Below are 19,317 nucleotides of genomic sequence, written 5' to 3'. Positions count from 1 at the left end.
GCGAGATAACTAGAGGCCATTACGATCGACCAGCAACTGGTCTTGCACACCCACCGGCGGGGCGGTGCGTTGCCCGCGCTGACATCCACTCGATTCTTGCTGAAATTCCGGCTAGCTTGCGCGACAGATGACTCAGTTCTGGTCGGTGAACCACAATCAGACGGCCCATCAACAGATTGTTGGGCAGCACCTTTGGTCCCCCAAGACCGAGGACAACGGCGCGCGAAATGAGTTCCACAACAACAATGAACCGTGGGACGATTGGCTACACGGGCTGGAAAGCGGAACTCACCCGCACCGCTCCGACCCAATGGTTTTCGGAGACACCGAAACTTTTTGGAATCAAGAGGGATGATTTCTGCCGATCTTTTGGATACCACATTCCCTTTCGATCCCTCCCAAAACGACAATCAGGAGTCTCGGCCCCGCAAGGCGATATTCGCCAATCCATCAAGTTTCCGACTCAGACGATCGGAATGCCTGTCTGGCAGGCATTCCACCGAAGTAAAATATATTGAAAATGGCGACCTTATTTCTCAAAGCTACGGTGGTTTCGAAGCCGGCGCGTCGCTCACGGTCCTTAAGGCGAGAATTCTAAGAGACGTTCAACAATGACCCAGCACGCAGAAAACGCTCGAATTCTCATGTACAGCCACGACACGTTCGGGCTTGGCCACTTGCAGCGCTGCCGGACTATCGCGCATTCGCTCGTCGAGGATTTCCGCGGACTTCAGGTGCTTATCATTTCGGGTGCGACGATCGCTGGCGCCTTCGATTACCGCGCCCGAGTCGACTTCGTGAAGATCCCCAGCGTCATCAAGTTACGCAACGGCGAATACACCTCCCTGGAAAAGGATATCGATCTGCATGAGACGCTGAGGCTGCGCCAGTCGATCATCCGCCACACAGCCGAGACCTTCCGGCCGGATATCTTCATCGTCGACAAGGAACCGCTCGGCCTGCGCGGTGAGATCGAGGATACCCTTTCCTATCTCAAGACGCGTGGAACAACGCTGGTGCTTGGCCTGCGCGAGGTGATGGATGCGCCGCACCTGCTCGAAGCAGAGTGGGCGCGCAGGGATGTGATGCGCAAGATAGGCCTGTTCTACGACAAGGTCTGGGTCTACGGCCCGCCGGATTTCTACGATCCGCTGACCGGCATGGATGTGCCGCCGGCTGTCAGGGCAAAGATGAGTTTTCTCGGTTTCCTGCAACGGAGCCTGCAGCGGAACGAGTTGCCCGGCCACCGGCCCGAGGGCGACTACATCCTGGTGACCACCGGCGGCGGCGGCGACGGTGCCGAATTGATTCACGACGTCCTCGATGCCTATCAGCAGGATTCGCAACTTCAGCACAGGGCGCTGATCGTGCTTGGGCCTTACATGCCGGCCCGCAAGCGCAACAAGCTGCTCAGGAAGGGGTCTAAGATCCCCTATATCAAGATGATCGAGTTCGACAACCGCATGGAAGACCTGATTGCCGGCGCCAAGGCGGTCGTGGCCATGGGCGGTTACAACACCTATTGCGAGATATTATCTTTCGACAAGCCGGCGCTGATCGTGCCGCGCATCGAGCCACGGCAGGAACAATTGATTCGCGCTCGGCGCGCATCCCAACTCGGCCTCATCGAGCTGCTTTTGCCGGAAGAAGCCAAGGACTCCCAGCGATTCGCCGATGCACTGGTGTCGCTGCCGGACCGGTCCCGCCCCTCACAAAGTAATCCGCATCTGACGCTGGAAGGGCTGCCTCATATTTCCGAGATTGTCGCGGAATTGCTCGACCGGCGGGCCGGCCACCACCTTTCGATCGTTGAAGGAATCAACTGACTTGCAACGTCGCAAGATCGTCGTGGTCCTGAAGGGTTATCCGCGGCTGTCGGAAACTTTTATTGCGCAGGAACTGCTCGGTCTGGAACGCGCGGGGTTCGAGTTGATACTCGTCGCACTCAGGCGGCCCACCGACGCAAAACGGCATCCCGTGCATGACGAGATCAAGGCGCCCGTCCACTACCTGCCGGAATACCTGCATGACGAGCCGCTACGCGTGCTTCGCTCGCTGCTTGCCAATTTGCCGCGGCCGAGTTTCTGGCGCGCGCTCGGATCGCTCGCCGCCGATATCCGCCGCGACTTTTCTCGCAATCGCGCACGCCGCTTCGGGCAAGCGCTCGTGCTAGCGGCCGAATGGCCTGAAGAAGCAGGATGGTTGCATGCGCATTTCGTGCACACCCCGGCATCGGTGACGCGCTACGCCAGCCAGCTTCGTCGCCTACCCTGGAGCTGCTCAGCCCATGCCAAGGATATCTGGACTTCGCCGGACTGGGATTTGGCTAGCAAACTTTCCTCGGCCCGCTGGACAGTCACCTGCACGAAAACCGGCTTCGATCGTCTGAAAAAACTCGCCAACGGCAACTCGTCCGTGCATCTGAGCTATCATGGGCTCGACCTTCATCGCTTCGGCAGTTTCCGCGAGGCGCGAAAACAGCATGACGGCTCGGTGCCGGCCGAACCGGTCATCATCCTGAGTGTCGGACGCGCCGTTGAAAAGAAAGGCTACGATACGTTGCTGGAGGCTCTTGCCCTCTTGCCTGGTGATCTGGCGTGGCATTTCGAGCATATCGGCGGCGGCGAAGAACTGAAACGGCTCAAGGCGCTGGCGCAAAAGCTCGGACTGGATGGCCGCGTCTCCTGGAAAGGCGCGCTGGCGCAGGAGGAGGTGCTCGAGCACTACCGCAGCGCCGATATCTTCGCTTTGGCCTGCAGGATCACCGCGGATGGCGACCGGGACGGTCTGCCCAATGTTCTGGTGGAGGCGGCCAGCCAGCGGCTTGCCTGCGTGTCGACCGATATTTCCGGCGTGCCAGAGCTTTTGTCGTCGGATGAGACCGGATTGCTGGTCTCCTCGGAAAACCCGATTGCCCTGGCACAGGCGCTGGAGCGCCTGATTCGCGATCCTGTACTGCGCGCCCGCCTCGGCGACGCCGCGGAGCAGCGCGTGCGAAGCAAATTCGATCATGTGGCAGGCATTGGACAGCTCAAGGAACTGTTCGAGCGGGAGTGGCGGGCCGCCGAATGAAGCGGCTCTGCGCATTCTTCTATGTCCAGCATCTGCTCGGCATCGGCCATCTCGCGCGCGCCAGCCGCATTGCGGCGGCGCTAGTCGATGACGGGTTTGACGTAACCGTCGTGACCGGCGGAGCGCCGATCGCGGGATTTCCCGGACCGGGTGTTAAATCTGTGACCCTGCCGCCTGTCACCTCCGGCGACGAAGGATTTTCCGGGCTTGTCGACCTGCAGGGCAAACCCATCGACGATGATTTCAAGAAACGCCGTTCAGAGATGCTGCTGCAGGCTTTCAGGGATTGCGGGCCCGACATCGTCATTATCGAGGCGTTTCCCTTTGGACGCCGGCAGATGCGTTTCGAACTCTTGCCGCTGATCGAGGCCATCGAAGCGACATCGCCCAGACCGCTTTTGGCGACGTCTGTCCGCGACATCCTTCAGGAGCGCGTCAAGCCTGGCCGAAACGAGGAAACGGTCGATCTCGTCAACAGGTATTTCGACCTTGTCATGGTCCATGGCGATCCGGCTTTCGCAACCATCGACAAGACATTTCCACTGGCCGGCGCCATCAGGGCCGAGGTCGCCTACACCGGGCTCGTTGCCGCGCCGCCGGCGCAAGCGGCCTGCGAGCATTTCGACGTTCTGGTGTCGGTTGGCGGCGGGGCCGCCGGAAAGAGCCTTGTCAGATCCACCGTCGCAGCGGCGCGCAATGCCGACAACGCCTGGACATGGTGTTTGATCACCGGCCCCAACCTGCCGAAGGAGGACTTTGAGGCGATCGCACGCGATGCCACGCCGGGCCTGTCCATCTTCCGGTTCCGCGAGGATTTCGCCAGCCTGCTGACCGGCGCCCGCCTGTCGGTCTCGCAGGCGGGTTACAACACGGTCTGCGATGTCCTGCGCGCGGGGTGTCGCTCCCTGCTCGTTCCCTTTGCAGCCGGCGGGGAAACCGAACAGACGCGTCGCGCCCTGATGCTCGAAGAACTCGGTCTTGCAACGGTGCTGATGGAACAGGACCTGACGCCTGAAGATCTGGCGCAAGCGATTGACCGGGCGCTTGCAGGACCGCCGCCAGTCGCGCATCGTCTCGACCTGGAAGGCGCCTGTCGCTCGGCGCAAATCCTGCGCGAGCGCTTCAAACAGCTCCGATCAGCATGAAGCGCGTATAATTTTTTGTCGGCAGTTCGCCGGAGAACCTGATATCCCGCAGCGCCGCCATTGCTTCGAAGGCTGCAAGTGACGCCACGCAGTTGATGTGCGTCGGCTCGCTGAAATAATCGTTCGATTGCAGCAGCACGTTCGTACCCCGCGGAAGCAGGGCAAGCCAGGCGCCGAGATCGGCTATGTGTTCGCAGCTCGTATTGACCACCAGGTCGGGCCGCCCGGCCGCATAGTCGAGGGCGTACATATCTGCCGTCAGCGCCCGGAACCGGTCACCGGCCTCCCGGTTGAGGGTCAGGGCGACCGCCGCGACTTCGGGATCGATGTCGATGCTGTCGATCGCCGCTATGTCGAAGCGGGCGTCGTTGAAAAGCATTGCCGGCAATACGCCGTACCATCCACCTAGAACCCATATACGCCCGAACCGGCCGCCGTCGCTTTCGAACAGCTTGTCAAGCGCCCACATCTTGCAGGCGACCTGCTTGTGGTTGAAGGCGTTGGCGATATCGGCCTGCGGATGCTTGGCGATGACGCGCGCCAGCCCGGCCACGAGAGGGTGGTCGACATAGGTGGCAATTCCCCGTGTGAGGTCCAGGGCCTGCTCGTGCCCTTCCAGGCTGGCATTGCGTGGGCCGGCATTGCGTGGTTGCGTGACATCCATCATATTCATCTTCTATGTTGGGATTTCGGGCGACACAACGCAATCTTGCCTCACGCAAGGCTGTTCGACTTGCGGACGCAACTGTGCCGCAAGCCGTTCCGCCATTGGCCGGTGGCGAAGGAGGCCGATTGCATCTGTCCGGACCATCGGCGCCCATTCGCCTGGCTCGCAGCTTCGAGCTTGTCGTTGGCGGCGAAGACGTTGCAGATACATCATTTGCCAGGTGCCTTCACATCCTGCATCCTTCAAACTGACAGTCGCATATGGAACCCAGCCTAGCCCGCTATATCTGGACGCACACCAGGAAGCAGCAGCTCTGGATATTGATGATCGTCGTGCTTTCGATGATCCCGTATTTCATGTCGTTCGACCTGCCGAAGCTGATCGTCAACGGCCCGATCCAGGGCAAGGGCTTCGAGCAACCGGGCGCGACGCTGCCGTTCATGCGGCTGCACTACAACCTGCCGTTCATTGGCGAGGTGCAGTTCTTCTCCGGTTTTCAGCTCGACCGCACGGCGACGCTGCTCGCGCTCAGCATCGTGTTCCTCTTGCTGGTCGTCATCAACGGCCTGTTCAAACTCTACATCAATACCTACAAAGGCCGCCTCGGCGAACGCATGCTGCGGCGTATCCGCTTCGATCTGGTCGATCGTGTGCTGCGGTTTCCGCCGGTTTACTTCAAGCGGGTGAAATCCGCCGAAGTGGCGACCATGGTGAAGGACGAGGTGGAGCCGCTGGGCGGCTTCATCGGCGATGCCTTCCTGCAGCCGGTGCTGCTCGGCGGCCAGGCGCTGACGGCCATGCTGTTCATCATGGTCCAGAACGTCTGGCTCGGAATGATAGCGGTCGTGATCGTGGCGATCCAGATCGTGCTCATCCCGCGGATGCGGCGGCGGCTGCTCGTGCTCGGGCGTCAACGGCAGTTGACGGCGCGCGCGCTTTCGGGCCGGGTTGGCGAAATCGTCGACGGCATCGGCGCGGTTCACGTCCACGACACGTCAAATTACGAGCGCGCCGACATAGCTGCGCGGCTCGGACTCATCTTCAAAATCCGCTTCGATCTTTACCAATGGAAATTCATGGTAAAGTTCCTCAACAATTTTCTCGCGCAGCTCACGCCCTTTCTCTTCTACATGATCGGTGGGTATCTGGTCATCCAGGGGCGGCTGGATGTCGGCCAGCTCGTGGCCGTGATCGGCGCTTATAAGGACCTGCCCGGACCGATGAAGGAACTGATCGACTGGGATCAGGATCGGCAGGATGTCCAGGTCAAATATCAGCAGGTCGTTGAACAATTCACCGTCGAGGATATCATCGCGCCTGATATCGGGGCATTGACGATCGACGATCCCGCTCCGATGACCAAGCCGCTGTCGGCGATCAGCCTGTCCATAGCCGACGATGGCGGCGCCATGCTCCTCAATCGCATCTCGCTCGAGGTCAAGCCGGGCGAGACGGTGGCGCTGGTCAGCACCGCAACAGGCGGAGCGGAGGCGCTTGCGGAAGCTTTCGCGCGGCTGAACTGGCCGGACAGCGGAAGGGTCGCTTCGGGCAGCGACGACCTGCTTGATCTCCCCGAAGCCGTAACCGGCCGGCGCATGTCCTATGCCTCGTCGGATGTTTTCCTGTTTCAGGCAAGCCTCCGCGACAACCTGCTCTACGGGTTGAAGCATGCGCCGCTGACAGCGGTGACTTATGACGGCGCCGCGGCGGACCAACACCGTTGGAACATCGACGAGGCGCGCCGGTCGGGCAATCCGGATCTCGATATCCGCAGCGACTGGATCAACTATGCCTCCGCCGGCGCTACCGGCCCGCACGACCTCTTCGAAGCGGTGCGCCGGGTGCTCGACGCGGTTCTTCTGTCGCGCGACATTCTGGATCTTGGCTTGCGCTCTTCGGCCGACCTCACGCGCCACACCAAGCTTGCCGAAAGGATCGTCGAACTGCGTGCGGCGCTGCGAGCACGGCTGGAAGAAGAAGGGCTGAGCGCGCTGGTGGTTCCTTTCGAACCGGGCGCCTACAACAAGGAAGCGACGATCGGCCAGAACCTGCTCTTCGGCGCCGCCGCCGGCCCCGAGCTGGCTCACAAGGCACTGGCGGCCAATCCCTATTTTGCTTCTGTGCTGAAGCAAGCCGGCCTCGACCGCACCCTCTACGAAATGGGCATGGAGATCGCCGAACAGGCGATCGAGCTGTTTGCCGACCTGCCGCCGGAACACCAGTTTTTCCAGCAGCTCGCCTTCATGAGCGCCGAGGAGATACCCGCCTACGAAACCTTGCTGCAACGGCTCAAGAATCGTCCCTACGATGCGGTTTCGGAGAACGACCGCGCCATGATGGTCACGTTAAGCTTTGCCTATATCGAGCCCCGGCATCGCTTCGGCCTGCTGACCGACGAGCTGATGGGCAAGATCGTCGCTGCACGCAACCAGTTCTACGAAAACCTGCCGGCCGAGCTGCAGGACGCGATCGAACGCTACGATCCTGCCAAATACATTGCCGCGGCCACGGTCATGGACAATGTCCTGTTCGGGCGTGTGGGCAGCAATCATCCCGACGCGCCTGACCGCATACGCTCCATCGTCTATGACATTCTCGACGAGTTGGGGCTTTATGCCGAGCTTCTGGATGTCGGCCTCGATTTCAATGTCGGCGCCGCCGGCAGGCGCCTGACCGGCGGACAGCGACAGAAGCTCGATATTGCCCGCGCCTTGCTCAAGCGTCCCGATTTTCTCATTCTCAACCGGCCGCTGTCGGCGCTGGAACAGCGGGTGCAGGAAAAGGTGCTGCGAAACGTGCTTGAGGAAGCCAGACGCGACGACCATTCGCCGGCCATTGTATGGGTGGTGACGAATCCGGCAATGGCGACGATGTTCGATCGCGTTATCGTCTTCGATGCGGGTCAATTGGTGGAAGACGGAACACACGAGACACTTTTGGCAGGAAACGGTATCTTCAAGGAACTTCTGTCATAGTCTGGCGGACGCGAATTGTGGGAAGGTTTGCGACAATGCTGCTCAAGGATGAAGTTGGAATGCTGCAACGCGTTCCCTTGTTCTCCGGCATCGAGCCGGCAAAGCTCAAGCTGCTCGCGTTCACATCCGATCGCGTGAATTACGGTGCCGGCGAGATCCTTTTCCGGCAGGGCGACGAGGCGGACGCCGCCTATGTCATCCTTTCAGGCAGGGCGGATATTCTGGTCGATTCCGACAACGGACCGATAAAAGTCGCCGAATTGATGCCAAATTCGATCGTTGGCGAGATCGCCATATTGTGCAACAGCTCCCGCACGGCCACCGTCAGGGCAGCAAGCCAATTGGAAGCCTTGAGAATTCGCAAGGACCATTTCCTGAGGCTTATGAAGGAGTTTCCGGAAATGACCATCGAGATATTGCGGGTGCTGGCCGAGCGGCTAAGCAGTACGACCGCGGACCTGATCGACGCGCGAACCGCCTAGGGCGTACATGGACGACGACATTTTCCTGGTCAGGTTTTGGGGCGTACGCGGCAGCATCGCGGTGTCGGGGCCAGAATTCGCTCGCTATGGCGGCAACACGATCTGCATCGAGATGCGGTGCGGCGAGCATACGCTTCTGTTCGACGCGGGCTCCGGCCTGCGGCCCGCCGGCAAGGCGCTTCGGGCGTCGGGCGTGACCGATTTCGATCTGTTTTTCACTCATTGCCACTACGATCACATCATCGGGCTGCCGGCTTTCAAGCCTATGTATGAACGGGGCATCAAAGTTACGCTTTGGTCCGGGCATCTCGCTGGACGCATGACGACGCGGCAGATGGTCGATGAATTCATTCGGCCGCCATGGTTTCCGGTGACACTCGGTGTCTGCAGGGCGAGCCTCGACTGCCGCGATTTCGCATCCGGCGACGTGCTTCGTCCGCGCGAAGGGGTGGTGGTGCGAACCGGTAGTCTTACCCATCCGGGTGGCTGCATAGGCTACCGGGTCGAATGGGGCGGCCGCGTCGTAGCGGTGATCACGGACACCGAGCACGAGCCGGGCGAACTCGACCAGGCGGTGCTTCAGCTGATCGAAGATGCCGACCTCGTCATCTACGATTGCACCTACACCGAGGAGGAAATGGAGCGCTACCGCGGTAACGGGCACTCGACGTGGCAACAGGGCGTCAAGCTCTGTGAAGCTGCCGGTGCGCGCGGACTTGCGCTGTTTCACCACGATCCGTCACGCACCGACGATGAGCTGGACGGGATGGAGAGACTGGCCAAAGACAGGTTTGCCGGCGCTTTTGCCGCACGGGATGGCCAGACGCTCAAATTTCCAGTCTCGGTGCACAAAAAGCGCTGAGGTACATTCCTCCGCCTACCCTTTTCCTGGAACAGCTTTAGCGGCGCCGCGCCCGATCAATGTCTTGATCGGAAGCCATGCGCAGGCTTCGGTCCGTGTGGTGATCTCGAACAACCGTTCGAGGAAAAGCCAGGCCGATTCATCATGGACGAGGTGGTGGGTGAGCAGGCCGACCGGTTCGCCGCCGTCGAATGCACGCTGCAATTGCGCGACGATGGCCTGAACCAACAGGCCATGATCGCGGCAGCCGCGCGTGCCATGCCAATCCATGATGTCGACATTGCTGTTGATGACCGCCAGGGCAGCCGGCTTCGGCGGTCCGAAGACCGACAATGCCGTAAATCCTGTCGATCCAAGATCGGATACCAGGCCGGCGTCGATCCTGTTCCAGGGTGGCACCAGCATCGGAACGGCACGTGCGGCGTGCAGGCCGGTTACGCGCGACAGCCCGCGACCCAGGTCGTCGAGCACCACCTCGCGTGGCCGATGCGCGCCGAGCTCCTGCTTCTTCTCGCCCTCGGGGGCATGATTTCGGTGCGCCCAGCCATGGACGGCAACGGTGGCATGGGGCGCCTGGTCAAGCCGGACGACAAGCTTTTCGTTGGTCAGGGCCGGAATGACGGCCAGGGTGACCGAAACCGCGAAGTCACCGGTGAGGTCGAGCAACCGATCGAGCGCCAGCGTCGGATCCACGGCGTCATCGTCGCGCAGCCAGAACTCCGCCTTGCGGCCCGCCCGTTGCAGGCGCGCCAGCTCCTCCACCAGGGGCTGCCAGATCGGGGCGGATGTCATGACACCGGGATCTTCTTGAGAAGTTCGGCCAGACGCGCCGCCGCGCCACCGAGGGAGCGTTCTTCGAGAACGAAACGTCTGGCTTGTGCAGCCATGATGGTTCTTTCGTCGGCGCCGGCCAGAAGCCTTTCAATGGCGGAAGCGAACGCCGCCACATCTCGCGGCGGGGTGAGAAACCCGGTCTGGCCATCCCGCACGACCTCCGGCACGCCGGCAATGTCCTGAGCCACCACCGGAAGGCCGGCGGCCTGTGCTTCAAGATAGGCAACGCCATAGGCCTCGCCGTAACCCGGCCAGACGTAGATTCCCTTGGTGTAGAGGACATCCCGCACGGCGGCCGGCTCAATCGCGCCAAGCCATTCGATACGGTCGGCGGACAAGCCGGCGAATTGCGCCTTGACCTCGTCACGGGCAGGTCCGTCGCCGACGACCGACAGGGTCCAGGGCAGGTGGCCGATCGACCCGAGCGCTTGCGCCAGCATGCGATAGCTCAAGAGCTTGTCGCCCGGGCGCATCATAGCGACGGTGACGAGGCGCGTCGGATAATCCGGTGCCGGCATTTCGTGGAATGCCGATGTGTCGATGAAGGGTGAAAGCATGCCGAAAGCTGCGCCAGGAATGGCATCCGCCAGTCCCTGACGATCCCTTTGGGTGAAGCAGATGTTCAGTGCCGCCTGTTCGATGGCTCGGGCCACCAGCGCCTGGCTATCGGCCCACAAGCCGGCGTTGCGTCGCCTGGAATAGGAGGCTTCCGCCGTCACATAGGGGACAGCAAAGGCCGAAGCCAGCGCGGGCCCGATCAGGTCGGGCGCCTTGTAGTAGGGATGATAGGAGAACCAGAGATCGGGCTTGCCGTCACGGTCCCAAAGCCTTGTCAGTCTCGCGGCTTCGTCTGCGGCCTCGATCTTGAGCGCATCGAAACTTTTCGGCTCCGGCTGGCGTAGATAGAAGCGCAACTCCGATGCCAGTTCGACGCTATGCCCGCCATGCTGCAGCGCCTGGACCAGCATCCGTGCCATCTGGCGATCGCCGGAGACAACGGGATGGTTGGGCGACTTCAGCGGCGCGTAGAAGGCAATTCGCATTGCGCGACCCTATCATCGGAAAGCATGCGCAAGTCAAATTTCCAAGCATCATCGACTGCACCTCCAAGCAGTGGAATGTGCTATCTGATGCTCATGGAAACAGCTGCCGCCTCGGACCCGTTTGTCGCTTCTCTGCCCGCCTTCGCAAAATTCGAAAGCGTTGCCGACATCGACAACTATCGGCCCCTCCCCGATGGTTGGGCGCTGGCCACCGCCGACATTGTCGGCTCGACCAAGGCGATCGAGACGGGACGCTACAAAACGGTCAATATGGCCGGCGCCAGCGTCATTTCGGCCCTCCTCAACGCGCTGGGTCGGCAAGACCTTCCCTTTGTCTTCGGCGGCGACGGGGCGCTCGTCGCCTTTCCCGGCTCGGCGATGGAGCCCACCCGCAAGGCGCTGGCGGCTGTCCAGAGATGGGTGGCGGACGAACTGGACCTAACCCTGCGTGCCGCAATCGTGCCGATAAAGGATATTCGAGCGCAAGGCCTCGACGTTCGCGTGGCAAGGTTCCAAGCATCCGATGCGGTCTTCTATACCATGTTCGCCGGCGGTGGCGGCAGTTGGGCGGAAGCCGAGATGAAAGCGGGGCGCTACCGCATCGATCCTGCTCCGGCCGGCGCACGGCCGGATCTGACCGGCCTGTCCTGCCGCTGGAACCCGATCGAAACCCGTCATGGCGAAATCGTCTCGATCATAGCCACTCCGGGTTCGTCGCGAGATCTGCGCGGTTTTCAGTTTCTGGCATCCGACATCATCGCCATTGCCGGCAGACAGGAACGCGATGGCCACCCGGTGCCGGTGAACGGGCCGAGTTACAGCTTGCTGCCCGCCGGCCTCGATATCGAGGCGCGGGCCACGGCGCCGGTGGGACGGCGGTGGCTGTCGAAGCTGTGGGTAGTGTTCCTGATGGCGCTTACGGCCGTCACCGATAGATATGGCTGGACCATCGGCAGTTTCGATCCGAAGATCTACAAACGCGACGTGGCCAGCAATTCGGATTTCCGGAAATTCGACGACGGCTTGAAGATGACCATCGACGTTGACGCTGATGTGTTGCAACGGATAGAGAACCGGCTGAAACAGGCGGAAGAGGCGGGCATCTGCAACTATGGCCTGCACCGCCAGAAATCAGCGTTGATGACATGCCTCGTCGCCTCGCCGCTGCACCGCGATCACGTTCATTTCATAGATGGTGCCGCCGGCGGCTATGCGATGGCTGCCGCGAACCTGAAGGCAAAGTTGCCGGTCTGATGACAGCTTGCGAGAATCCACTTTCCGCAATATGCCTCGGCCATGGTTCTGTGGGACTGGTAAGCCGCGCATGGCACCGGCCAGCCTGTCCCAATTAACGGGAAAGCAGATTTGGACGCTTCACGATCTTCGGCATATGACTGTCTGCTGAACCGTATCTCGACCCAGGCCGCGCAAATCGGCGTGATCGGATTGGGCTATGTGGGGTTGCCGCTGGCAATTGCGGTCGCACGCGCCGGCTTCCCCGTTTTCGGTTTCGACATAGAAGCCCAGAAGGTCGAGAGCCTGAACAGCGGCCAATCCTACATTGAGGCGGTGACGTCGACTGCCCTTGCCGGCCACGTGGCGAGTGGACGGTTCCGCGCCACGGCGGATTTTGCCGAACTGTCAACCTGCGACATCATCATCATCTGCGTTCCGACACCGCTGACGAAGAACCGTGAGCCGGACCTCTCCTTTGTCAGGAACACGACTGGCATCATCGCAAAGCATCTGCGTCTCGGCCACCTCGTCGTGCTGGAATCTACCACCTATCCCGGCACCACCGACGATGTGCTCAAGCCCATACTGGAAGAAACCGGCTTGCGGTCGAAGATAGACTTCTTTCTTGGCTTCTCGCCCGAACGCGAGGATCCCGGCAACCGCAACTTTGAAGTCGCGACGATCCCCAAGGTCGTGGCAGGTGACGGCGTTGAAGCGGCGACGCTCGTGCAGGCCTTCTACCAAGGCGTGGTCAAAACCGTCGTTCCGGTTTCCAGCACGGCGACCGCCGAGGCAGTCAAGCTGACGGAAAATATCTTCCGTTCAGTCAACATAGCCCTCGTCAACGAATTGAAGGTTGTGCTCGGCGCGATGGGCATCGACATCTGGGAGGTGGTCGAGGCGGCCAAGAGCAAGCCCTTCGGCTACATGCCTTTTTATCCTGGCCCCGGATTGGGCGGGCACTGCGTTCCAATCGATCCCTTCTACCTGACGTGGAAGGCGCGCGAATATGAACTGCCGACCCGCTTCATCGAGCTGGCGGCAGAGATTAACACGGCTATGCCGCGTCACGTGGTCGATGAACTTGCCAAAGCGCTGGACCGGCGCTGCGGCAAGGCGCTCAGCCGCTCGCGCATTCTCATCATCGGGCTCGCCTACAAGAAGAATGTGCCCGACATCCGCGAAAGCCCCTCATTGCGGCTCATCGAACTCATCGAGGAATGGGGCGGCAAGGCGGAATTCCACGATCCGCATGTTCCCGAGATCCCGACCACACGAGAGCATATGGCCATCAGGGGGCGCCGTTCGGTCGAGTTGACCGAGGCGGCGGTGAAGGATTTCGATGCTGTCGTCGTTGCAACCGACCATGACGCGATCGACTATCAGGCCATTGCTGATCATGCCCTTCTGATCGTCGACACACGCAATGTTTTTGGGCGTCTCGGGCTGCTCCGAGAGACGGTGGTGAAGGCCTGACAGCGCCCCAGCCGGCAACTTTTTGCGAATGTCAGGAACGTGATTGCACTCCGGCCGCAGCTTCGCCACATAAAGCCGCAAGGCATGAATGCGGTTAAGCCTGTTCCTTGGTTGCAACGACAGTCATTCGGGAATTCCTTCGCCTTTGCCGCCGCACGCGACCGTTGACCTAGGGTATCTTTGGGTCTCTGGCGGACTGTGTTATGGCGGATCGAAGTCGACGGGTTTCGAGGTGGTATGAGCATGGCGCGAGCAGAAATTTCCACAATTCTCATGGATAAGGTTGCCGACTGGCTTACTCAGTCGGCGCTGGCGGGCGACGAGCTGGAAACATTGGTAAAGGGGTTTTGCGAGCGGCTGGCTGCTGCCGGCCTGCCGCTGAAGCGGGTGCATTTGAGCTTTTCGATGCTTCATCCGCTCTATGACGCGCTTGGCTTCACCTGGATTCGCGGCCAGGGCATGGAAGTGGAAGGCTTCCGCAAAAAGGACGGCGTTCATTCCGACAGGTTCCTGACCAGCCCATACTACCATCTGCTCAGCAACAAGCTCGACCATCTGCGGCGTCGTCTCGACCCGTCGGTCCCCTCGGAATTTCCTGTCTTCGATGAACTCAGGCTTATGGGCGTGACCGATTACATGGCTTTCGTCCATCCCTTCAACGGCAATACCAGTCAGGGCATGATCGGATCCTGGTCGACCGACAGTGCCTCAGGTTTCAGCGACAGCATGATTTCGGCGCTGCTGCGTATCCAAAACCATCTCGCCATCGCAACCAAAATGGCGGTGCTTACCAAGCTGGCCGACAACATGATGACCACTTATCTCGGCGGCGACGCCGGCAGACGCGTGCTGGACGGCCAGATCAAGCGCGGCGAGGGCGACACAATCCGGGCCGCACTGGTCATGGCCGATATGCGCGGGTCGACACGGCTTGCCGAAACTTCGGGCCGCGAAATCTACATCGACACGCTGAACCAGTTTTTCGACGCCATTGCTGCACCTTTCAATCGCAAAGGCGGGCAGATCATGAGTTTCATAGGGGATGGCTTCATTGCCGTCTATCCTTGCGAAAGGCATCGCTCGCAGTCCGAGATCGCCTGCCAGGCGGCTCTGGCGGCAGCGCACAAGGCCACCGCGCGCATGATGGAGCTCAATCTGCGACGAAAGGAAAAAGGGTTGTCCGACATAAAATTTGGCATCGGCCTGCATGTCGGCAACGTGATGTTCGGCAATGTCGGGCTTACCGACCGGCTCACATTCTCTGTGTTTGGCTCGGCTGTAAACGAGGTCCAGCGTCTCCAGACCCTGACCAAGAAATACCCGCACCGCGTTCTCGCCAGCAAGGACTTCGCGAGCTATTGCGGCGCCAACAGCTGGCTGACGCTCGGCAGCGAGGAACTGGCGGGGCTCAAGCAGAAGCTGACGGTGCTTTCACCCGATCTGTCGGGCGCTCTCGCACTCGATGAAGAGGGTGCGCTGGAGGCGATCTACGACCGGAGATCGGAGGCAGAGCAGGTCATGCTGCTTCATCGCGATGCTGCACGGCTGTCGCCGGGCGACCCGAGGAAGCTCCAGTAGCCCGCCCCAATCTGATCCGAACGCCTTGTTGATGTCCGGTCGCCCGATTCGCCACCGGCAACCGTTTCGAATCCAAGTTGCTCTAAGCCTGCAATACGCTAGTCTCGCGTTCTGGTCTGCCGCCCGGCAGGCCGGCAAACTGGGCCGGTGTAAGCATGAATTCGGGCGTTGATCTACTGCGGGTCGAAGATGTTGGCATCTCTTTTGCCATTATCGGGGGACCCTTGCATGCCGTCAGGCGGGCAAATTTTCGCGTCCTCCCCGGCAAGGTTACCGCGCTTGTCGGCGAGTCCGGTTCCGGAAAATCGGTTCTCAGCCAGGCAGTGATGGGCATTTTGCCGAACACAGCCCATGTTCGTGGCCGTATCCTATTTTCCGATCCTGAAAAGCCCGGCACGACACAGGATATCCTGCAGATGCCGCGCGATGGACCCGAAATCCGGGCGTTGAGAGGCAGCCGCATCGGCAAGATCTTTCAGGAGCCGATGACATCGCTTTCGCCGCTGCACACGATCGGCAACCAGGTCAGCGAATCGCTGCAGATCCACACGCCCATGCCTCGGGCAGAGCGCAGGGCGCGGACCGAGGAAATGCTCAGCCTCGTCGGCTTTCCCGATCCCAAGCGCGCCTATGACATGTATCCGTTTGAACTTTCGGGAGGATTGCGTCAGCGCGCCATGATCGCCATGGCGCTTATCTGCCGGCCCGCCCTGTTGATCGCCGACGAGCCGACGACGGCGTTGGACGTCACCATCCAGGCGCAAATCCTGCAATTGTTGCGCGAGCTTCAGAGCAAGCTGAATATGGCCATGCTGCTGATCACCCACGATCTGGGCGTGGTCGCGAATGTCGCCGACGAGGTGGTCGTCATTTACCATGGCGAGATCATGGAAGCGGGACCTGTCGAGGCGATATTCCGCCGGCCAGGTCACCCTTACCTGAAGGGCCTTATGGCAGCCGTTCCGCATTTCGACCTGAAGCCTGGTGAACGGCTAAAGGCGCTGCGCGAGGTGCCGGTGAATGTCGAGAACCTGCTTGGCAAACAGACGGCGCCGGCATCGAAGGGGGCCCACGACATCCTGCTATCGGTCAGGAATCTGACAAAAACCTTCACCATCCGCAAGTCGGGATGGTTCGGCGGCGATCATCAAACGCCTGTTCGCGCCGTGGACGGCGTGAGCTTCGATATCATGCGGGGTGAGTGCCTGGGTCTGGTCGGCGAAAGCGGCTCCGGCAAAACCACCGTCAGCAAGATGCTCATGCGAGCTGTCACGCCTAGCGGCGGCTCTGTGCTTTTCAATGGCCGCGATGGACCGATCGATGTGTTGGGAGGCGACAGAGGCGCCCTGCGCCTGCTGCGCGCGAAAATCCAGATGGTCTTTCAGGATCCGGTTTCATCGCTTTCACCTCGCATGACGGTGGAGAACATCTTGAGCGAGCCGTTGGAAATCCATCAACGAGGCAATGCCGCGTCCCGACTAGCCACGGTGAAGAGCCTTATGCAAGCAATCGGGCTCGATCCGCGCTTCATCAAGCGTTATCCGCACAGTTTCTCCGGTGGGCAGCGGCAGCGTATCGGCATCGCGCGCGCGTTGGCGCTGGGGCCTGAACTGCTGATCTGCGACGAGCCGGTTTCAGCGCTCGATGTCTCTGTCCAGGCGCAGATTCTGAACCTCCTGAAGGACCTGCAGAAGGAACTGGGCCTGACTTACCTATTCATCTCCCACAACCTCGCTGTGGTGGACTACATGGCAGACCGCATCGCGGTGATGTGCGGCGGGCGTATCGTCGAGCTTGCGCCGCGCGAAATTCTGCTCAGGAAACCGGTCCATCCCTACACGCGCTCACTGGTCGCCGCAGTGCCGTTTCCCGATCTCGATAGGCCGATGGATTTCAAGACGCTGAAGCTCAGCGGTGCTTCCGACAGGAGCGCATGGGGACCGCAATTCCGGGACGAGGGCGACGAGGATGTGCTGTCGCCGCTCGACCTTGGCGGCGGCCACCTCGTGCTGGCCCGACGTTCGGCCCATGTCAGCGAGCTACGGCCTTGATCAGCCGGCGCACCGTCCTTGGGCTCGTGGCTTCGGCATTTGTGCCGGGCACGTTACGCGCAGGCGATCTGGAGCCGGAGTTCCTTCAGCCGCAGCTGAAGGCCAGGGCGCTGCCGGCACTCGCCGAACGCCTGCCCAAGAGTCCGCGCGTATTGAATCTGGCTGCGATGGGCCGGCATCCCGGCCAGTATGGCGGCACGCTGCGCACGATCATCGGCAGCCAGAAAGATATCCGGATAATGACGATCTATGGGTATGCTCGCCTGGTCGGCTATGACGAAAAGCTTAACATGCAACCCGACATCCTCGAAAGTTTCGACGTAGCGCATGATCGTGTCTTCACATTCAAGATGCGGGAAGGACATAAATGGTCTGACGGCAGCCTGTTGACGTCGGAAGATTTCCGCTATTGCTGGGAAGATGTCTGGCTGAACGATGAGCTTTCGCCAGGCGGGCTTGCTCCGGGCCTGATGGCAGATGGCAAGCCGCCACGCTTCGAGATCGTCGACCCGTTGACGGTCCGCTACAGTTGGGAGGCGCCAAATCCCGACTTCCTGCCCAAGCTCGCTGCTGCCTCGCCGCTATCGCTTGTTCTGCCAGCCGCCTATCTCAAGCAGTTCCACAAGAAATACCAAGATCCGTTCCGGCTCGCCGGCCTAATGACGGAGAACCGGGTCCAGAAATGGACGCTCCTGCATATCCGCATGTCGCGGCAGTATCGCCCGGAGAACCCGGAGTTGCCGACGCTCGATCCCTGGCAGAACCGGACCAAGCCGCCGGCTGAGCAGTTCATCTTCGAGCGAAACCCGTTCTTTCATAGAATAGACGAGAATGGCAGGCAGTTGCCCTATGTTGACCAGTTTGTCTTGAATGTCAGCTCGTCGGCGATCATTTCCGCCAAGACCGGTGCGGGTGAGAGCGACCTGCAAAGCATGGGCATCGACTTCGCTGATTACTCGTTCCTGAAGGATACGGAGAAGCGTTACCCGGTGAAGATGCATCTCTGGAAACGCACACAGGGTTCCCGGCTGGCGCTGCTGCCCAATCTGAATTGTGCCGACCAGGTATGGCGTAGCCTTTTTCGTGACGTGCGCGTGCGCCGCGCCCTTTCCCTCGCTGTGGACAGGCGGGAGATCAATTTGGCTGTATTCTACGGATTAGCGCGGGAAAGTGCCGATACGGTTCTGCCGGAGAGCCCGCTCTACCGGCCGGAATTCGCGAAGGCCTGGGTCGCCCATGATCCCGACCAAGCCAACGCGCTGCTCGACGAGGTCGGGCTTCAAAAACGCGACGATGATGGTCTGCGTGTACTTCCCGATGGACGCCCGGCGCAGATCATAGTGGAAACGGCCGGCGAAAGCACGCTGGAAACCGACGCGCTCGAACTCATCACCGATCACTGGCGCCATATCGGCATCGCCCTGTTCGTCCGGACTTCGCAGCGCGACATCTTCCGCAGCCGCGCGCTTGGCGGCCAGATCATGATGTCAATGTGGTCGGGCATCGACAATGGCGTGCCGACCTCCGACATGAATCCGTACCAGTTGGCCCCCACCATCGACGACCAGCTGCAATGGCCGCTGTGGGGCGCTCACTACCTGTCTCGTGGCACGCTCGGTGAGGCGCCCGATCTTCCGCCTGTGGTCGAGTTGATGGCTCTGCTCAAGCGCTGGAACGCATCGACCGAGGCCGCGGAGCGCGCCGAGATCTGGAATTCAATGCTGTCGATCTATACCGATCAGGTGTTTTCGATCGGCACGGTGAATGGAACGCATCAGCCGGTTCTGGCGTCCTCACGGCTGCGCAATCTGCCTGACAAGGCGCTCTACGGCTATGACCCGACCGCCTATTTCGGTGTCTACATGCCCGATACATTCTGGCTTGGAGAGTCCTGAG

15 protein-coding genes are annotated in these 19,317 nt (G+C 60.8%); 12 read left to right on the top strand and 3 right to left on the bottom strand.

Annotated features, from left to right (window positions below; translation table 11 throughout):
* The first annotated feature begins 351 nt into the window (after positions 1-351).
* The 4 genes from X741_RS1000000169570 to X741_RS160055 are packed head-to-tail and all read left to right on the top strand — an operon-like array spanning position 352 to position 4,217.
* Positions 352-615, top strand: coding sequence for a hypothetical protein (locus X741_RS1000000169570; RefSeq protein ID WP_156937842.1), 264 nt, complete (start codon positions 352-354; stop codon positions 613-615).
* On the top strand, positions 612-1,826 hold the full coding sequence (locus tag X741_RS160045) for a glycosyltransferase family protein (RefSeq protein ID WP_023776706.1): 1,215 nt from the start codon (positions 612-614) through the stop codon (positions 1,824-1,826). The genes X741_RS1000000169570 and X741_RS160045 overlap by 4 nt, the downstream gene beginning before the upstream one ends.
* A gap of 1 nt (position 1,827) precedes the next feature.
* Positions 1,828-3,072 (top strand): glycosyltransferase, encoded by a 1,245-nt coding sequence (locus tag X741_RS160050; RefSeq protein WP_023776705.1) that lies wholly within the window; start codon positions 1,828-1,830, stop codon positions 3,070-3,072.
* Positions 3,069-4,217 carry a glycosyltransferase family protein gene (locus X741_RS160055; RefSeq protein ID WP_023776704.1) on the top strand — a complete coding sequence of 383 codons (1,149 nt, stop codon included), beginning with the start codon at positions 3,069-3,071 and terminating at the stop codon, positions 4,215-4,217. The genes X741_RS160050 and X741_RS160055 overlap by 4 nt, the downstream gene beginning before the upstream one ends.
* On the opposite strand, the gene X741_RS160060 is transcribed toward X741_RS160055, so the two are convergent.
* Positions 4,195-4,770 (bottom strand): class I SAM-dependent methyltransferase, encoded by a 576-nt coding sequence (locus X741_RS160060; RefSeq protein WP_348625671.1) that lies wholly within the window; start codon positions 4,768-4,770, stop codon positions 4,195-4,197. The genes X741_RS160055 and X741_RS160060 overlap by 23 nt on opposite strands.
* 374 nt (positions 4,771-5,144) lie before the next feature.
* Here X741_RS160060 and X741_RS160065 point away from each other — a divergent pair, with 374 nt between their 5' ends.
* From X741_RS160065 to X741_RS160075, 3 genes are read left to right on the top strand one after another with little or no spacing between them, the layout of a single operon-like run.
* A complete protein-coding gene (locus tag X741_RS160065; RefSeq protein WP_023776702.1) occupies positions 5,145-7,859 on the top strand; it encodes an ABC transporter ATP-binding protein in 2,715 nt (904 codons plus the stop codon).
* Between the two features lie 35 nt (positions 7,860-7,894).
* Complete coding sequence (locus tag X741_RS160070; protein ID WP_023767387.1) at positions 7,895-8,341, top strand: cyclic nucleotide-binding domain-containing protein; 447 nt, start codon at positions 7,895-7,897, stop codon at positions 8,339-8,341.
* Between the two features lie 7 nt (positions 8,342-8,348).
* Positions 8,349-9,203 carry an MBL fold metallo-hydrolase gene (locus X741_RS160075; RefSeq protein WP_023767388.1) on the top strand — a complete coding sequence of 285 codons (855 nt, stop codon included), beginning with the start codon at positions 8,349-8,351 and terminating at the stop codon, positions 9,201-9,203.
* Positions 9,204-9,218: 15 nt separating this feature from the next.
* On the opposite strand, the gene X741_RS160080 is transcribed toward X741_RS160075, so the two are convergent.
* Positions 9,219-9,995 carry a polysaccharide deacetylase family protein gene (locus X741_RS160080; protein ID WP_023776701.1) on the bottom strand — a complete coding sequence of 259 codons (777 nt, stop codon included), beginning with the start codon at positions 9,993-9,995 and terminating at the stop codon, positions 9,219-9,221.
* On the bottom strand, positions 9,992-11,080 hold the full coding sequence (locus X741_RS160085; RefSeq protein WP_023776700.1) for a glycosyltransferase family 4 protein: 1,089 nt from the start codon (positions 11,078-11,080) through the stop codon (positions 9,992-9,994). Before X741_RS160085 ends, X741_RS160080 begins: the two co-directional genes overlap by 4 nt.
* Positions 11,081-11,173: 93 nt before the next feature.
* Here X741_RS160085 and X741_RS160090 point away from each other — a divergent pair, with 93 nt between their 5' ends.
* The 5 genes from X741_RS160090 (at position 11,174) to X741_RS160110 (ending at position 19,316) form a co-directional block, all read left to right on the top strand.
* Positions 11,174-12,334, top strand: a complete 1,161-nt coding sequence (locus X741_RS160090; RefSeq protein WP_023776699.1) for a DUF3095 domain-containing protein — start codon at positions 11,174-11,176, stop codon at positions 12,332-12,334.
* A 111-nt stretch (positions 12,335-12,445) separates the two neighbouring features.
* Positions 12,446-13,792, top strand: coding sequence for a nucleotide sugar dehydrogenase (locus tag X741_RS160095; RefSeq protein WP_023776698.1), 1,347 nt, complete (start codon positions 12,446-12,448; stop codon positions 13,790-13,792).
* Between the two features lie 237 nt (positions 13,793-14,029).
* Positions 14,030-15,370 carry an adenylate/guanylate cyclase domain-containing protein gene (locus tag X741_RS160100; protein WP_023776697.1) on the top strand — a complete coding sequence of 447 codons (1,341 nt, stop codon included), beginning with the start codon at positions 14,030-14,032 and terminating at the stop codon, positions 15,368-15,370.
* 155 nt (positions 15,371-15,525) lie between these two features.
* Positions 15,526-17,421, top strand: a complete 1,896-nt coding sequence (locus X741_RS160105; protein WP_023776696.1) for an ABC transporter ATP-binding protein — start codon at positions 15,526-15,528, stop codon at positions 17,419-17,421.
* Positions 17,418-19,316, top strand: coding sequence for an ABC transporter substrate-binding protein (locus X741_RS160110; RefSeq protein ID WP_023776695.1), 1,899 nt, complete (start codon positions 17,418-17,420; stop codon positions 19,314-19,316). The genes X741_RS160105 and X741_RS160110 overlap by 4 nt, the downstream gene beginning before the upstream one ends.
* Position 19,317: the final 1 nt, after the last annotated feature.

Source organism: Mesorhizobium sp. LNHC221B00, assembly GCF_000502935.1.
Classification (GTDB): Bacteria; Pseudomonadota; Alphaproteobacteria; order Rhizobiales; family Rhizobiaceae; genus Mesorhizobium; species Mesorhizobium opportunistum.
This window is presented reverse-complemented; position numbering and strand designations above follow the sequence as displayed.

Excerpts from the sequence above, each read along its gene's own strand:
- X741_RS1000000169570 (WP_156937842.1), top strand. The coding sequence starts at position 352 with ATGATTTCTGCCGATCTTTTGGATACCACATTCCCTTTCGATCCCTCC.
- X741_RS160045 (WP_023776706.1), top strand. The coding sequence starts at position 612 with ATGACCCAGCACGCAGAAAACGCTCGAATTCTCATGTACAGCCACGAC.
- X741_RS160055 (WP_023776704.1), top strand. The coding sequence starts at position 3,069 with ATGAAGCGGCTCTGCGCATTCTTCTATGTCCAGCATCTGCTCGGCATC.
- X741_RS160065 (WP_023776702.1), top strand. The coding sequence starts at position 5,145 with ATGGAACCCAGCCTAGCCCGCTATATCTGGACGCACACCAGGAAGCAG.
- X741_RS160070 (WP_023767387.1), top strand. The coding sequence starts at position 7,895 with ATGCTGCTCAAGGATGAAGTTGGAATGCTGCAACGCGTTCCCTTGTTC.
- X741_RS160075 (WP_023767388.1), top strand. The coding sequence starts at position 8,349 with ATGGACGACGACATTTTCCTGGTCAGGTTTTGGGGCGTACGCGGCAGC.
- X741_RS160080 (WP_023776701.1), bottom strand. The coding sequence starts at position 9,995 with ATGACATCCGCCCCGATCTGGCAGCCCCTGGTGGAGGAGCTGGCGCGC.
- X741_RS160085 (WP_023776700.1), bottom strand. The coding sequence starts at position 11,080 with ATGCGAATTGCCTTCTACGCGCCGCTGAAGTCGCCCAACCATCCCGTT.
- X741_RS160090 (WP_023776699.1), top strand. The coding sequence starts at position 11,174 with ATGGAAACAGCTGCCGCCTCGGACCCGTTTGTCGCTTCTCTGCCCGCC.
- X741_RS160100 (WP_023776697.1), top strand. The coding sequence starts at position 14,030 with ATGAGCATGGCGCGAGCAGAAATTTCCACAATTCTCATGGATAAGGTT.
- X741_RS160105 (WP_023776696.1), top strand. The coding sequence starts at position 15,526 with ATGAATTCGGGCGTTGATCTACTGCGGGTCGAAGATGTTGGCATCTCT.